16 protein-coding genes and 1 tRNA gene are annotated in these 13573 nt (G+C 42.8%); 3 read left to right on the top strand and 14 right to left on the bottom strand.

Annotated features, from left to right (window positions below; genetic code table 11):
• Window positions 1-102: 102 nt before the first annotated feature.
• Window positions 103-173: transfer RNA gene (locus PG086_RS08450), tRNA-Cys, on the top strand.
• Window positions 174-307: 134 nt separating this feature from the next.
• Here the strand turns inward: PG086_RS08450 and PG086_RS08445 are convergent.
• The 11 genes from PG086_RS08445 to PG086_RS08395 form a co-directional block, all read right to left on the bottom strand.
• Entirely contained in the window at window positions 308-1639 is a 1332-nt protein-coding gene (locus PG086_RS08445; RefSeq protein WP_000390009.1) for a hemolysin family protein, read from the bottom strand.
• Window positions 1640-1774: 135 nt separating this feature from the next.
• Window positions 1775-2599 carry a DNA/RNA non-specific endonuclease gene (locus PG086_RS08440; protein ID WP_270748584.1) on the bottom strand — a complete coding sequence of 275 codons (825 nt, stop codon included), beginning with the start codon at window positions 2597-2599 and terminating at the stop codon, window positions 1775-1777.
• 40 nt (window positions 2600-2639) lie between these two features.
• Window positions 2640-2834 (bottom strand): DNA-directed RNA polymerase subunit beta, encoded by a 195-nt coding sequence (locus PG086_RS08435; protein WP_000739701.1) that lies wholly within the window; start codon window positions 2832-2834, stop codon window positions 2640-2642.
• Complete coding sequence (murA, locus tag PG086_RS08430) at window positions 2821-4104, bottom strand: UDP-N-acetylglucosamine 1-carboxyvinyltransferase (protein ID WP_270748582.1); 1284 nt, start codon at window positions 4102-4104, stop codon at window positions 2821-2823. The genes PG086_RS08435 and murA overlap by 14 nt, the downstream gene beginning before the upstream one ends.
• Before the next feature lie 23 nt (window positions 4105-4127).
• Window positions 4128-4358, bottom strand: a complete 231-nt coding sequence (locus PG086_RS08425; protein WP_080619411.1) for a DUF1146 family protein — start codon at window positions 4356-4358, stop codon at window positions 4128-4130.
• Between the two features lie 55 nt (window positions 4359-4413).
• A complete protein-coding gene (locus PG086_RS08420; RefSeq protein WP_096753361.1) occupies window positions 4414-5451 on the bottom strand; it encodes a SepM family pheromone-processing serine protease in 1038 nt (345 codons plus the stop codon).
• Window positions 5435-5923: a pantetheine-phosphate adenylyltransferase gene (gene coaD, locus PG086_RS08415; RefSeq protein WP_109289886.1), complete on the bottom strand. Its 489-nt coding sequence runs from the start codon at window positions 5921-5923 to the stop codon at window positions 5435-5437. Before coaD ends, PG086_RS08420 begins: the two co-directional genes overlap by 17 nt.
• Window positions 5913-6452 carry a 16S rRNA (guanine(966)-N(2))-methyltransferase RsmD gene (gene rsmD, locus PG086_RS08410; RefSeq protein WP_000706949.1) on the bottom strand — a complete coding sequence of 180 codons (540 nt, stop codon included), beginning with the start codon at window positions 6450-6452 and terminating at the stop codon, window positions 5913-5915. Before rsmD ends, coaD begins: the two co-directional genes overlap by 11 nt.
• A gap of 64 nt (window positions 6453-6516) precedes the next feature.
• The gene (gene asnA, locus PG086_RS08405; RefSeq protein WP_000747987.1) at window positions 6517-7509 is read right to left on the bottom strand and encodes an aspartate--ammonia ligase; all 993 of its coding nucleotides are present in this window, start codon (window positions 7507-7509) and stop codon (window positions 6517-6519) included.
• Between the two features lie 109 nt (window positions 7510-7618).
• Window positions 7619-8302: a Bax inhibitor-1/YccA family protein gene (locus tag PG086_RS08400; protein WP_167266394.1), complete on the bottom strand. Its 684-nt coding sequence runs from the start codon at window positions 8300-8302 to the stop codon at window positions 7619-7621.
• A 54-nt stretch (window positions 8303-8356) separates the two neighbouring features.
• Window positions 8357-9097: a TrmH family RNA methyltransferase gene (locus PG086_RS08395; protein WP_167266392.1), complete on the bottom strand. Its 741-nt coding sequence runs from the start codon at window positions 9095-9097 to the stop codon at window positions 8357-8359.
• 33 nt (window positions 9098-9130) lie between these two features.
• Here PG086_RS08395 and PG086_RS08390 point away from each other — a divergent pair, with 33 nt between their 5' ends.
• The gene (locus PG086_RS08390; protein WP_001174619.1) at window positions 9131-9409 is read left to right on the top strand and encodes an acylphosphatase; all 279 of its coding nucleotides are present in this window, start codon (window positions 9131-9133) and stop codon (window positions 9407-9409) included.
• Between the two features lie 77 nt (window positions 9410-9486).
• The gene (yidC, locus tag PG086_RS08385) at window positions 9487-10416 is read left to right on the top strand and encodes a membrane protein insertase YidC (RefSeq protein WP_167266501.1); all 930 of its coding nucleotides are present in this window, start codon (window positions 9487-9489) and stop codon (window positions 10414-10416) included.
• A 71-nt stretch (window positions 10417-10487) separates the two neighbouring features.
• Here yidC and pflA read toward each other — a convergent pair whose 3' ends face one another.
• The 3 genes from pflA to purR all read right to left on the bottom strand — a co-directional run bounded on the left by pflA (window position 10488) and on the right by purR (window position 13553).
• On the bottom strand, window positions 10488-11282 hold the full coding sequence (pflA, locus tag PG086_RS08380) for a pyruvate formate-lyase-activating protein (protein WP_007522398.1): 795 nt from the start codon (window positions 11280-11282) through the stop codon (window positions 10488-10490).
• A gap of 120 nt (window positions 11283-11402) precedes the next feature.
• A complete protein-coding gene (locus PG086_RS08375) occupies window positions 11403-12659 on the bottom strand; it encodes a diaminopimelate decarboxylase (protein WP_270748574.1) in 1257 nt (418 codons plus the stop codon).
• A gap of 66 nt (window positions 12660-12725) precedes the next feature.
• Window positions 12726-13553: a pur operon repressor gene (gene purR, locus PG086_RS08370; RefSeq protein ID WP_002874197.1), complete on the bottom strand. Its 828-nt coding sequence runs from the start codon at window positions 13551-13553 to the stop codon at window positions 12726-12728.
• Window positions 13554-13573 lie beyond the last annotated feature (20 nt).

Below are 13573 nucleotides of genomic sequence, written 5' to 3'. Positions count from 1 at the left end.
CCCTTTTTTCTTCACATGACATGATCTATCTTCTTAAATTGGATTTTAGAATAAGAAACTATTGACGGGAAATGATTTTCAAGGTATAATAATAAACGTTGAGGCGGTATAGCCAAGTGGTAAGGCACGGCTCTGCAAAAGCTTGATCGTCGGTTCAAATCCGTCTACCGCCTTTCAGTACCTGAATTAACAGGAATTATCCGAATAAAAAAGCCCGTAAAATCGGGCTTTTTTGTTATTCCAAATAGATAGGGATAACTGTATCTACCATATAGATTTACAAAAAGCAGCGACTCAAGTCGCTACTTTATTCTGTTTCTTCTTCAGTCTCTATTTCAGTGATTTGGACTTTTACCTTGGTAACACGTCCGTTTTTCACCTTGTCATTGGTTAGGATGATTTGTTTGTTTTGGCTGACCAATTCATAACTGAGTTTTTCAGTCGTTGGAATCATTCCCACACCCGTCAAATAATAACCAGCGATGGTATCAACATCATCACTTTCCAGTTCTACATCAAAGTAGTCATTAAAATCATTAAGATTCATGGTACCTTGAACGATATAGGTATCTTCTCCTATTTGATGGACTTCAATTTCAGCCTTGTCAGTCTCATCATCAATCTCACCAACAATTTCTTCTAAGAGGTCCTCCAGAGTTACCAAACCAGCCATTCCACCATATTCATCTAGTAAGATGGCCATTTGATTTTGGGTATTTCGAAGTTCTTTAAGAAGATCGTCCACAAAGATAGTCTCAGGAACAAACAGTGGCGTTTGGAGAATTCGTTTCCAGACAATATTGTCAAAGCCATCCACAAAAGCGGCATTCAACAAGCGCTTGGTGTGGATCAAACCAATAACATTATCCTTATCCCCATCATAAACAGGGATACGTGAGAAATTTTGCTTTAAAATACTCTCGATAATCGTTTGACTGTCATCCTGAATATCCACCATAAAGGCATCTGTTCGAGGCACCATTACCTCACGAGCCATTAGTTCATCTAAAGAAAAGACTCCCTGTAGCATTTCAATCTCATCTGCATCCAGCGTTTCTTCACTATTGGTAAGCATATACTCAATTTCATCACGTGTCATCTTTTCATCAGCATCATCAAAGGTCATTGGCGTCACACGGCTCAATAGATTCGTTGAGGCTGACAAAAGCCAAACAAAGGGACTGACAATTTTCCCCAAACCAATAATGACTGGTGCTGTTCGGATAGCCAAGGTATCTTTCAGATTTAGAGCAATTCTCTTGGGATAGAGTTCCCCAAAAACAATGGAAATATAGGTCAAAAACGCTAAAGATAGAAAACTTGCAATAGCGGAAGCTGTTTCACTGTTCCCTATCCAAGATGCAATTTCGCGTCCTAGAGTCTCCGCTAAACTGGCCCCAGACAAAATGGTAATTAACGTGATACCAACTTGAATCGTTGATAAAAAGTGGTTAGGATTTTCAAGTACCTTTAACAAACGGATGTAACGTTTGTCTCCCTCTTCTGCCTTTTGTTCTACTCGGGAACGGTTTAGTGACACCATTGCCATCTCAGTGGCTGAGAAAAAAGCATTTAACAAGGTCAAGATAAATAATAATACAAACTGTAGCAACAAATGCTGACTGCTCGGGTCTTCCATAGTCCTTCTCCTAAAATAGTATCTTGTGTTCCATTATATCATAAAATCGATCAGGATTCACATTATTTTTCATTTAAAGAACAACTCCCCTGCCTCTAGAAGACAAAGGAGCTGTTTTTATTATATCTATTGTTTCTAATCTGTCACTGTTACTTGACCCGTTTGGTAATCAAGCTGGATTCCCTTTTGAACATTGGGGATTAGGACATTGAATTCCAATTCGCCATCTGAAGACTTGGCTTCGATTTGTGAAGCCGATGGAACTAGGTCCTCATTTGTCGCATAGTGGAGCGTCACCCGATAACGGATCCTCTTGTTTTGGTCCAAGGCTTTTCTGACCAAACTCTCATAGTAGTTCTGACCTGTCGAATCTTCAGCCTGTGCTTGGTTTGCCCAAGCTGTCTGGACTGCAATGTTCTTGGGATTGCTAGTAGAGGCATCAAAACCATCCAGACCTCCTATCAAGGCATAGCCCAGCAGGTGTCCTCTATCAACTGCATGTGTATAGGCTCCCTTTAGATTCTTGACCTGATGCCATCCTGGTGGCGTCCAAGAGGTTGAGCCATTTCCAGTCTCTTCACGATTCTTATACTGCCGAGTCGCTTTGGATAAGATGGCATTGGCAACAGTTGGAACTGTTTCTTTTCCCACTGTCTTTGTTTTATTATCCGCATAGGGTTTGCTGGAAACCTTGGCATCTAGATTGGTTTTATTGCCATTGACAATGAAGGCCCCTGCTCCATTCCACTCGAGCCCCCCCTTAATTTGATTTTTGATTGACTCGGTTAAGACACTTTCTGCCAACTCCTGACTAGGAGCTTCTGAAGCTTGTTTTTTCTGACTAACCTTTGTTCTAGGGGAGTTTGGCGCTGTCTGCATATGCTTGATGTAGTAGCTTCCAGCAGCCAATAGTAAGAATAGAAGTAATCCTATCAGAGCTTGTCTTGTTTTTTTGTCCATTTTTCTCCTTATTTCTTTAGAAAAAGACTGGTCTCCCAGTCTAATTTCCTGTAAATTTGCTAATCAATTCCTGCCACTTTGCTGGAGACAAGATAGCCCATGGATCCTGTCCCTTTCCTAGGATGCCATAGCCTACCATCAAGCCGATTCCTAAAGCCAGAAAGCCTAGCAATAGTACGATAAAAATCAACAGTAAACGACGGAGTACATAGCGTAAGTTTTTATTCTTCTTCATCATTTGCCTCGATTCGCTGAATCTTCGCTCCTAGCTGAGCCAACTTCTCATGGAAGCGGTAGTAACCTCTATCAAGGTGGACTAATTTACCGACAACTGTTTCTCCTTGCGCCACCAAACCTGTCAAAATTAAAGCCGCACTAGCGCGAAGGTCCGTTGATAGAACTTCTGCCCCTTGCAAAGCCTGTCCCCCAACAATACGAGCTGTATCACGGATAATCTCTGAATGCAAGCCCATACGGCGCATTTCTTCCAAGTGTTGGAAGCGATTTTCAAACACCGTTTCCACCATGGTGGATTCCCCTTTTGCGACTGTCATCAGAGCTGTAAATTGTGCCTGCATATCTGTTGGGAATCCTGGATGTGGTAAGGTTTTTACATGAACAGCCTTGAGATTTTCAAGTTGAGAACGAACACGGATACCTTCTGACTCCTCTGTCACTTCAACACCCATCTCAAGTAGTTTTGAAATCAAGGGACGATTGTGCTCCCATACTGCATCACGAACGAGAACATCCCCACCAGTCATAGCTGCTGCTACCATAAAGGTTCCAGCTTCAATACGGTCCTGTACTACAGTATGAGTCGTACCATGGAGGTTCTCGACACCAGTCACTGTGATTGTTTCGGTACCAGCTCCCTTGACCTTAGCTCCCATTTCATTAAGGAAGATAGCGAGGTCAACAATTTCTGGCTCACGCGCAGCATTTTCAATGACTGTCACACCATCAGCTAAAGTTGCTGCCATCATCAAGTTTTGTGTTGCGCCGACACTAGGGAAGTCCATGTAGATATGAGCGCCATGCAAGTGGTCTGCCTTGGCTTCGATGTAACCAGCTGTCTGAGTGATTTTAGCCCCCATAGCTTCCAAACCTTTGAGGTGGAGGTCGATCGGACGACTCCCGATAGTGCATCCCCCTGGCATGGATACCTTGGCATGACCTACACGAGCAAGGATTGGTCCCAAGGCAACGATGGATGCTCGCATCTTGCTGACATATTTATAAGGAGCTTCCTCCGTGATATCACCAGTCGCATCAACCTCGACAACATGAGCTTCCTCATCAAAGTCCACCTTGGCATTCAGACCACGAACTACTTGATTCATGGTGAACACATCTGACAAGATTGGGACATTTTGTAAGACGGTCTTACCCTTGCTTGCTAGAATAGTCGCTGCCAACAAGGGCAAGACTGCGTTCTTTGCTCCCTCGATTGTCACACTCCCAACCAGACGATTATCTCCGCCTTGAACCACAATTTTTTCCATAGTTATTTCCTTTACTTTTAATTTTATAATAGTCCTCTAAGTGCTTCTTGCCACAGTTGGTACAAACTGATAAAGAATGAACTCAAGATGTAGCCCATCACAATACTAAAGAAGCCGACCAACAAACGAACCTTTTTTGTGTTAGTAGCGTTCACTTTTAAAACCTTCTCCCATCTCACAAGATCCTTCAAAAGGTAAAAACTCAAATAAATAAAGAGTATATGACTACTTAGAGTGAATAATAATTGAACCATTTGACTATTATACCATCTTATCCGCTTGCGCGCTAGTTTTCTATTTTTCTACGAATTAGGGATTGTTTTTAAGGTAATCAATCGCATCCTGCAAGGTTTTAACCGGAACGATTTTCATCTCTGTTTTGATCGTTTTAGCAGCTTCTAGGGCTGTTTCATAGTTGCTTTTCGCATTGGGATCTGCTTTTTTTGCTTCCTCAGTGACTGGATTGTCAGGAGCAAAAAAGATGTTGGCTCCCTGGCGAGAGGCTGCAACTACTTTTTTGTCAATTCCACCAATGTCACCAACATTCCCATCACGATCAATAGTTCCCGTTCCCGCAACGATGCGGCCATTACGAAGTCCTGGATCTGCTATCTGGGTGTAGATAGCGAGGCTAAACATGAGACCTGCACTTGGCCCACCGATACCAGCTGTGGAGAAGCGAATTGGAACATCACTGGTTACTTCCGTACGGTCAATCAAACCAATCCCAATCCCGTTTTTTCCGTTTTCGAGAGTGATAATTTTACCTTCAGCAGACTTTACTTTTCCGTCTTCTTCATAGGTTACCTTGACCGTATCCCCTAATTGTTGAGAATTGACATAGTCGACCAAGTCTTTTGAACTGTCAAACGTTTTGTCATTAACAGCCGTCACGGTATCTGCAATGTTCAGAATGCCCTTAAAAGTTGAATTGTCCGTCACGGTCAAGACATAGACACCCAGGTACTTGAGTTCGATATCCTTTCCAGCCGTCTTCAGTCCTTGATACTTGGCCATGTTTTGGGATGTTTGCATGTAGAACTGATTGATCCGCATAAACTCCGCATCAGTAGAGCCACCCGTAGTCTCCTTGGCACTTCTAATATCCGTGAAAGGTGTTAACCAAGCATAGACAAGATGCGATAGAGTTGCATGCCGAATACCGACTGTTACAAACTGGTAAGCTCCTGCTTCTGTATCTTCTGTTTCATTGACTTTTAAAACTTGACGAATATCTTCCGCTCCACCTGGAACTTCTATGTAGTAGGGTAAAGGTACTACAAAGGCTAAAAAAGTCACTACTAGTGCTAGGATGACATATAAGGGCCATCTAGTTTTTTTCTTCATGTTCTAATTCCTCCACAACACTGTTTGGTACATATTGCTGAATCTCCTGACCAAACTTCAGAAGTTCTCTCATGGCTGAAGAGCTAATATAAAGATGCTCTGAGCGACTATATAGGTAAATGGTTTCGATTTCTGGAGCCAGTTGATGATTGTAGTAATCAAAACTAGACTCGTATTGCAAGTCGGTGGCATTCCGCAAGCCACGGACAAGGGTCTTAGCACCCAATCTTCTTGCAACATCTACGACTAGTTGGTCATGAGAAGCCAGCACCTCTACATTATCTAAATGCGCTACCGCTTTTTCGACTGCCCGTTTGCGATTTTCAACAGGGAGAAAGCCTTGTTTGTGGGGATTGTAGAACACCCCGACATAAAGCTTATCAAAGAGTTTGCTGGCACGTTCAATGATATCCAGATGTCCATTTGTCATTGGATCAAATGAACCGGTAAATAATCCAATTTTATCTGACATAGACAGTCACCTTACTAATCCCATATATTTTTTCCTTCCATATGCCGAGGCAGGCAATTTCTTCTGGAAGTTCTACAGACTTATCGGTTTCGCAGACAACCATGATTTCTTCGGAAAATAGGTTTCTTTCTGCCATTTTTTCGATATCTGCAACGATTTGTTCCTTGGCATAGGGAGGGTCTAAAAAGACCAGGTCAAAGGGACCTGTCACCTGCTCCAAGGCCCGTTCAGCCTCCATCTTTAAGAGCTGAAATTTGGAAACTTCCTTGGTCATTTGGATATTTGCAGCGACGATAGCTTGTGCCCTTCTATCCCGTTCCACTAAGACAGCATGGGACATCCCTCTTGACACAGCTTCAATAGACAGACCACCACTGCCAGCATAGAGATCCAAGACACGACCGCCCTCAAAATAGGGACCTATCATGTTAAAGATAGCTCCACGCACCTTATCTGATGTCGGCCTCGTCGTCTTGCCTTCTAGCGTCTTGAGGGGACGCCCTCCGTAGATTCCTGATACGATTTTCATACCGTTTATTATACCAAATTATAGGCAAAAAGAGAAAGAAAACCGAACCTTGCGGTTCGATTCTCTACAAGATATTTTCATACGTATCGCGGACTTCCTGAGGCCAAACACTGGTCTGAACTTCTCCAATGTGTTTCTTACGAAGAAGGAACATGGCCATCCGAGACTGTCCGATACCTCCACCGATTGTCAATGGGAAAAGGCCGTTAAGCAGGGCTTTATGCCACTCCAGCTCAAGACGATCTTCGTCTCCTGTAAGAGCCACTTGGCGACGAAGTGTATCCTCATCTACCCGAATCCCCATAGAAGAAAGTTCAAAGGCACAACCAAGAGATTCGTTCCAAACGAGAATATCGCCATTCAACCCTTTGTAGCCATTTTCAGACTCTGTTGTCCAGTCATCGTAGTCAGGTGCACGGCCGTCATGAGGTTTCCCGTCAGGCAACTCGCCACCGATACCAATCAAGAAGACTGCCCCGAACTCTTTACAGATCGCATTTTCACGCTCTTTCGGTGTTAGGTCTGGATAACGTTCCACCAACTCTTCTGTATGGATAAAGGTGATTTGTTTTGGCAAGATGGATTCAATATCGTAGCGTGCTTCTACGGCTAGCTCTGTCAGACGAATAGCCTTGTAAATCTTCTCTACGGTTTCTTTGAGATAAGCAATATTGCGTTGACCATTTGGAATAACCTTCTCCCAGTCCCACTGGTCTACATATACAGAGTGAGTCGCATCAAGCGAATCTTCGTCTGGACGAAGGGCCTTCATGTGGACAAAAAGACCTTCACCCTCACCGAAACCAAACCGAGCCAAGGTGTGGCGCTTCCATTTGGCTAGTGAGTGAACGACTTCATAAGTTTCATCTGGAATCTGCAAGACCTTTACGGATACTGGATGTTCGACACCGGACAGGTTGTCCTGCATCCCATCACCAACCTTGCTCAAGATAGGACCTTGAACTTCAACAACTTCTAACTTATCTTTCAAATACTGGGTAAAGGTGTTTTTGACAAAGGAAATCTCTTCTTGCTGATGAATAAAACTTTTCTTCATAAACGGCTCCTCAAAAATTAGTTAAAAGCATTATACACCTATTTCCAAGAAAAGAAAAGAGTAAATGAGAAAAAGTCAGTGCTCTTTCGAACACTGACTCTGTCATTCATTAATCGTTTCGACCAAAGATTCGTAAGATGCTAAGGAAGAGGTTGATAAAGTCTAGGTAGATGCTGAGTGCCATTGAGATGATCCAACCTGTCGCTACTTGTCCTCGTGACTGCTCATAAACATAGCGAATCTTTTGGTTGTCCCAAGCAATCAAACCTGAGAAAACCAAAACCATAGCAATACTAATCATGTAGTCAAAAAAGCTATTAGCTAAAAATAGATTCACAACCATGGCAATGATGAGGCCAACAAGCGCCGCCATCAAAGCTCGTCCCATGCCACTCAAATCTTTCTTGGTGAAAATTCCGATTACCGCCATGACAAAGAAGAGAAGGGCACTAGATACAAAGGCTGATAAGACGGTCCCAGGTGTATAGAAGGCTACGACAAAACTAAGAGTAAATCCATTTAAAACAGAATAAACTAAAAATACTGGCAGAGCTGCTGGGCTGTTTTTGGCAGCCATGCTACTTGCAACAAAGACCAGAGCAAGTTCTGCAAAAGTTGCAATCATCAACCAGAGACGGCCATGCATTAAAAAGTAGATCAATTGAGACTGAAAAACTGTCAACATCAAAGCTGACACGAGAGCTGATAGACCAATCCCAAGTCCCACAAAAGCATAAACTTTGGCGTAAAATTGATTGAGACCTGAACGTTCTTGAATAATTGTTTGATTCATTCTGATTCTCCTTTTTCTATAAATATGTCTTGATTATAACAAAGATTTTATAAATTAGCTAAAATAAAACATCAATATACCTGCTGCAACTGCCACGTTGAGACTTTCTGCTCGACCTTTCATGCCAATATGAACCAGCTGATCAGCACTCTCAGCCATGATAGAACTAATCCCCTGTCCTTCATTTCCCATGACTAAAGCAAAGTTTTCTAAGGGAGAAAGCTCATGATAATCCTTGGAATCTTTAGATAAGGTCGTTGCCAGAATGGGCAAGTTGCTCTTCTTTGCCTCTTCTACAAAGGAAGCAAGAGATATCCGATAGATGGGCAAGTGAAAATGACTTCCTTGCATGGAACGCAGAGTTTTGAGACTGTAGATATCTGCTGACTTATCAGAAACAATAACCCCTGTAAAACCTGCCGCATCCGCAGTTCGAATCATGGTGCCCACATTACCAGGATCTTGGACATCCTCTAAAAATAGAAACTTACCCTGACGGAAATCAGGCAGTCCTACTTCCTCTTTTTGAATCACTGCAACAATCCCTTGAGGAGTTTGCGTATCTGCTAAATCTAGCAAAACTTCTTCAGAGACCCAGACAGTTTGAGGAAAAGTGGCTAGCTGATCTCGGTAACTTTCTAAGGCAAAAATCTTCTCAATCGTCACTCCTGCTTGAACAGCTTCTTCAAACAAGTGCCAGCCTTCAATCAAATAGGTAGACTTTCGATATTTTTTTTGATGCAATTTCTTGGCATTTTTTACCACAGAATTGGCTTTTGAGGTTATAATAGTCATAGAAGTATTATAACACAATCAAAGGGGTTTGGTATGCAAAAGGTTAGAATGATTGCCCAAGGTAGGGTGCAGGGTGTTGGTTTTCGCTGGGGTGTTTATACTTTAGCTCTTGAAATCGGTGGCATCACTGGTCGTGTCTGGAATAACGACGATGGCACAGTGGAAATTCTTGCTCAGGCAGACTCCTCTGCCACTATGGCAAAATTTATCCAAGAAATCCGAAAAGGTCCGACACCTTTTTCAAAAGTTACCTATCTAGATGTACAAATGAGCAACTTTTCATCCTATCCAGACTTCAAAGTCGCAAATTAGGTCTCTAGAACTATTGTATATTTTACAAAAAAACAGTAGAATAGAAAGGTATAATTTTTAAAGAAGGAATGAAAACATTGAAATCTATTAAACGTTTTGCCCTCTCTGCTATGGGAGTGGCTATGCTACTCGTCTTGTCAGGCTGTGTCCAAGTAGACAAAGCAACAGGACAACCTACTGGTTTTATCTGGAACACTATCGGATCGCCTATGGCAGAGGCTATCAAGTACTTCGCTACTGATAAAGGTCTAGGCTTTGGTGTGGCTATCATTATCGTAACCATTATCGTGCGCTTGATTATCTTGCCACTTGGTATCTACCAATCATGGAAGGCAACGCTTCACTCTGAAAAGATGAATGCCCTCAAACATGTCCTTGAACCACATCAAACACGCCTTAAAGAGGCAACAACTCAGGAAGAAAAACTAGAAGCACAACAGGCTCTCTTTGCTGCACAAAAAGAAAACGGCATCAGCATGTTCGGTGGTGTAGGATGCTTCCCTATCCTCATTCAGATGCCTTTCTTCTCTGCTATCTACTTTGCAGCCCAGTATACTGATGGAGTATCTAGCTCTACCTTCTTGGGTATCAATCTCGGTTCCCCAAGTATGATCCTTGTCGCCTTCGCTGGTATCCTCTACTATCTCCAATCACTCCTTTCACTTCACGGAGTAGAAGATGAGATGCAAAGAGATCAACTCAAGAAAATGATTTACATGAGCCCACTCATGATTGTCGTCTTCTCCCTCTTCGCACCAGCCAGTGTGACACTTTACTGGGTTGTCGGTGGTTTCATGATGATTCTCCAACAGTTCATCGTTAACTATGTTGTTCGTCCAAAACTTCGCAAAAAAGTTCGTGAAGAATTTGCCAAAAATCCACCAAAAGCAAGTTCAGCATCAACTACAGGCGGGCGAAAAGATATCACTCCTAACCAAGCAACTGCAATTACGACTACTAAGAAACATAAAAAACGTAATGCTGGTAAACAACATTCTAGAAAATAAGGTAACGGCTTAGCTGAAAGGCTAAGCCTTTTTTGCATTACAAAAGCCTGATGTTCCCATCAGGCTTCTTTTTATCCATGTACACGCTTCATATAGTCTTGATAGCTTTCTGTGTCCATGAGTTTTTTGGCATTCTTGACACGATCTGCTGTTGGTGGTTTTACCCCTTCAAGTGAGTATGGAATTCCAAGTTCACGCCACTTGAATTCTCCCATAGTGTGATAAGGTAGGATTTCAAACTTATCAACGTTTTTGAGGGTTTTGACGAATTTACCGAGTTCAATCAAGTCCTCATCTCTGTCTGTCAAGCCTGGAACCAGCACATGGCGAATCCACACAGGCTTCCCAATATCTGATAGATATTTTGCACAGGCCAAGATGTTTTTATTGGTTTGACTGGTAACGATCCTGTGTTGTTCATCGTTGATTTCCTTGATATCCAAGAGAACCAAATCTGTCACTGCCATGAGTTTATTAAACTTTTCGAGATAACGTGGTTTATTACGGAATGGAAGGGCACAGGTATCCAAGGTACAGTGGATTCCTTGTTCCTTAGCCTTGGTAAAGAGGGCAATCAAGAAATCAATCTGTAAGAGGGCTTCTCCTCCACTGACAGTGATTCCTCCCTTGTCTCCCCAGAATCCACGGTAGCGAAGGGCTTCTGACAAAACATCGTCTACTGTCCGTCTTCGTGATTTATTGGTCTCCATAGCCCATGTATCGGGGTTATGGCAGTACTGGCAACGCATCTGACAGCCTTGCAAAAAGACAATAAACCGAATCCCAGGGCCATCTACCGCCCCAAAACTCTCTGTCGAATGCACCATTCCTGTCACTTGTCCATAGTCAATTGTTTCTTCAGACATATCGTCACCTTCCTTGAAACCGTTTTATAGTTTTATTATATCACGAGTAAGGTGAAAAACAAGGTTTTTTGTCTATTTTTTAGAAAGCAATCTGTTTTTCACTTTCATTTTCAATTTCTTTTAATGATCCGATTCAAAATCAAAACCATACAAGGTTGCGAAATAGTCCTCAGGGCGCTCTGCACGGCGGATTTGACGGGCTTTCCCTTCTTCGGTATAGAGGATTTCTGCCGAGCGTAGTTTGGCATTGTACTGGTAACCCATGGAGAATCCATGTGCACCTGTATCATGAATCACTAGCAAATCACCGATTTCTGTATAAGGTAGTTCGCGGTTCACTGCAAATTTATCATTGTTTTCACAGAGTGAACCGACCACGTCTACCATCTCAACTGGTCCGTCTGGATGGGTCAGATTGGTAATATGGTGGTAGGCCCCATACATGGCTGGGCGCATGAGGTTGACTGCTGAGGCATCCACGCCCAGATAGGTACGATAGGTTTTTTTCTTATGAGTGACTCTTGTGACGAGAGCTCCGTGAGGGGCTAACATAAAGCGACCCAATTCGGTGAAAATCTTAACCTGACCAAGTCCTGCTGGTGTAAGAACTTCTTCATAAACCTTACGCACCCCTTCACCAATCACAGCAATGTCATTTGGCTCCTGCTCAGGACGATAATTGACTCCGATTCCGCCGGAAAGATTGATAAAGTCTAGCGAAATACCCAACTTTTCCTTGGTTTCAACAGCCAATTCAAAGAGCTGACGCGCCAACTCTGGGTAGTAGAGATGGGTGACGGTATTGGATGCTAGGAAAGAGTGAATCCCAAAAGTCTTGGCTCCTTTTTCCTTCAAAATCGCAAAGGCTTCAAAAAGCTGGTCCTTGGTCATGCCAAACTTGGCTTCTCCAGGATTGTCCATGATATCTGTTCCTAGCTCAAAAACGCCACCAGGATTGTAACGACAGGAGATGATTTCTGGAATGCCTGCTGCACGCTCTAAATGTTCAATATCTTCAAAAGCATCCAAGTTAATGGTTGCGCCCAATTCACGCGCATAAGCGTACTCTTGGTCTGGGGTGTTGTTTGAAGAGAACATGATCTCAGAACCGGGGAAATCCAGTTTATGGCTCATCAAAAGCTCCACGTAACTAGAACAGTCCACACCGCAACCTTCCTCTTGGAGGATTTTCAAGATGGCTGGGGTTGGAGTGGCCTTGACTGCAAAATATTCCTTAAAGCCCTTGTTCCAGGAAAAGGCCTGGTTGACGGCTCTTGCTTTTTCACGAATCCCCTTCTCATCATACAAGTGGAAGGGAGTCGGGAACTCTGCAACAATTGTTTCTAAATCTTCACGGCTGATAAATGGTGTTTTCATAAGCATCCTTCTATTCTGTTTGCAAAGAAAGGCTGGGACAATCGTTCCAACCTTTAGTTCTATCTCTTATTTGTCTTCGTCAAAGATATTTCCAATCTCAACATCGATGGATTGGTTCTTAACATCAATATTGGTTACTTTCAAGAGTGACTTGTAATCGAACTGCTTTTCACGTTCTTCTTGGGCATTGTCTGCAAAAACTGCGACACCAGCTAGTTCCGAATCAAACTCACGCAAGAGACTGATCATCCCATTGACAGTTCCCCCACCTTTCAAGAAGTCATCCACGATCAAGACACGACTGCCTGCCTTGAGGCTACGTTTTGAAAGGAACATTTTCTCTATGCGGTCACCGCTTGAACCTGAAACATAGTTGACGCTGACCGTTGAACCTTCGGTAATTTTCAAGTCACGGCGCACAATGACAAATGGAACATTGAGGACATTGGCAACTGCATTTGCAAGCGGAACCCCTTTAGTTGCTACTGTCATAACGGCATCGATTTTTTGGTCCATAAAGCTCTTGGCAATGATACGACCAATATTTTTCAAAATGGCAGGCGTACTAAGCAGATCAGACAGGTAGATATAGCCGCCTGGCAAGATACGATCGCTTTCTGAAAGTTTGTCACGCAAGTCTGCGATCATTTCTTTGGCTTCATGACTCGAAATTGATGGTGTAAAGATAACGCCACCACCTGCTCCAGTCACAGTCTGAATATGGCCGATTTCAATTTCCTCAAAGGCACGCTTGATAATCACGATATCCTCCGAAATCGATGATTTAGCAGATTCGTACTTTTCTGCAAAGGTGTTGAGACTTGTTAGTTTGTATGGATTATTAATCAAATAGTTGGAAATGACAACCATCCGATCACTTCTTCTTAATTTCATTTTTATTTACCATTCCATTT

The sequence above is a fragment of the Streptococcus halitosis genome (genome assembly GCF_027691175.1).
Lineage (GTDB): Bacteria > Bacillota > Bacilli > Lactobacillales > Streptococcaceae > Streptococcus > Streptococcus halitosis_A.
The sequence above is the reverse complement of the archived record's forward strand: the minus strand, read 5'-3'. Positions and strand labels throughout refer to the sequence as shown.

Bases quoted from the DNA above. Each gene is read 5' to 3' on its own strand.
- PG086_RS08375 (WP_270748574.1), bottom strand. From the start codon at position 12,659: ATGAAAACACCATTTATCAGCCGTGAAGATTTAGAAACAATTGTTGCA.
- murA (WP_270748582.1), bottom strand. From the start codon at position 4,104: ATGGAAAAAATTGTGGTTCAAGGCGGAGATAATCGTCTGGTTGGGAGT.
- coaD (WP_109289886.1), bottom strand. From the start codon at position 5,923: ATGTCAGATAAAATTGGATTATTTACCGGTTCATTTGATCCAATGACA.
- PG086_RS08395 (WP_167266392.1), bottom strand. From the start codon at position 9,097: ATGACTATTATAACCTCAAAAGCCAATTCTGTGGTAAAAAATGCCAAG.
- PG086_RS08435 (WP_000739701.1), bottom strand. From the start codon at position 2,834: ATGAAGAAGAATAAAAACTTACGCTATGTACTCCGTCGTTTACTGTTG.
- rsmD (WP_000706949.1), bottom strand. From the start codon at position 6,452: ATGAAAATCGTATCAGGAATCTACGGAGGGCGTCCCCTCAAGACGCTA.
- PG086_RS08400 (WP_167266394.1), bottom strand. From the start codon at position 8,302: ATGAATCAAACAATTATTCAAGAACGTTCAGGTCTCAATCAATTTTAC.
- PG086_RS08425 (WP_080619411.1), bottom strand. From the start codon at position 4,358: ATGGTTCAATTATTATTCACTCTAAGTAGTCATATACTCTTTATTTAT.
- PG086_RS08420 (WP_096753361.1), bottom strand. From the start codon at position 5,451: ATGAAGAAAAAAACTAGATGGCCCTTATATGTCATCCTAGCACTAGTA.
- PG086_RS08390 (WP_001174619.1), top strand. From the start codon at position 9,131: ATGCAAAAGGTTAGAATGATTGCCCAAGGTAGGGTGCAGGGTGTTGGT.
- purR (WP_002874197.1), bottom strand. From the start codon at position 13,553: ATGAAATTAAGAAGAAGTGATCGGATGGTTGTCATTTCCAACTATTTG.
- asnA (WP_000747987.1), bottom strand. From the start codon at position 7,509: ATGAAGAAAAGTTTTATTCATCAGCAAGAAGAGATTTCCTTTGTCAAA.
- PG086_RS08440 (WP_270748584.1), bottom strand. From the start codon at position 2,599: ATGGACAAAAAAACAAGACAAGCTCTGATAGGATTACTTCTATTCTTA.
- PG086_RS08445 (WP_000390009.1), bottom strand. From the start codon at position 1,639: ATGGAAGACCCGAGCAGTCAGCATTTGTTGCTACAGTTTGTATTATTA.
- pflA (WP_007522398.1), bottom strand. From the start codon at position 11,282: ATGTCTGAAGAAACAATTGACTATGGACAAGTGACAGGAATGGTGCAT.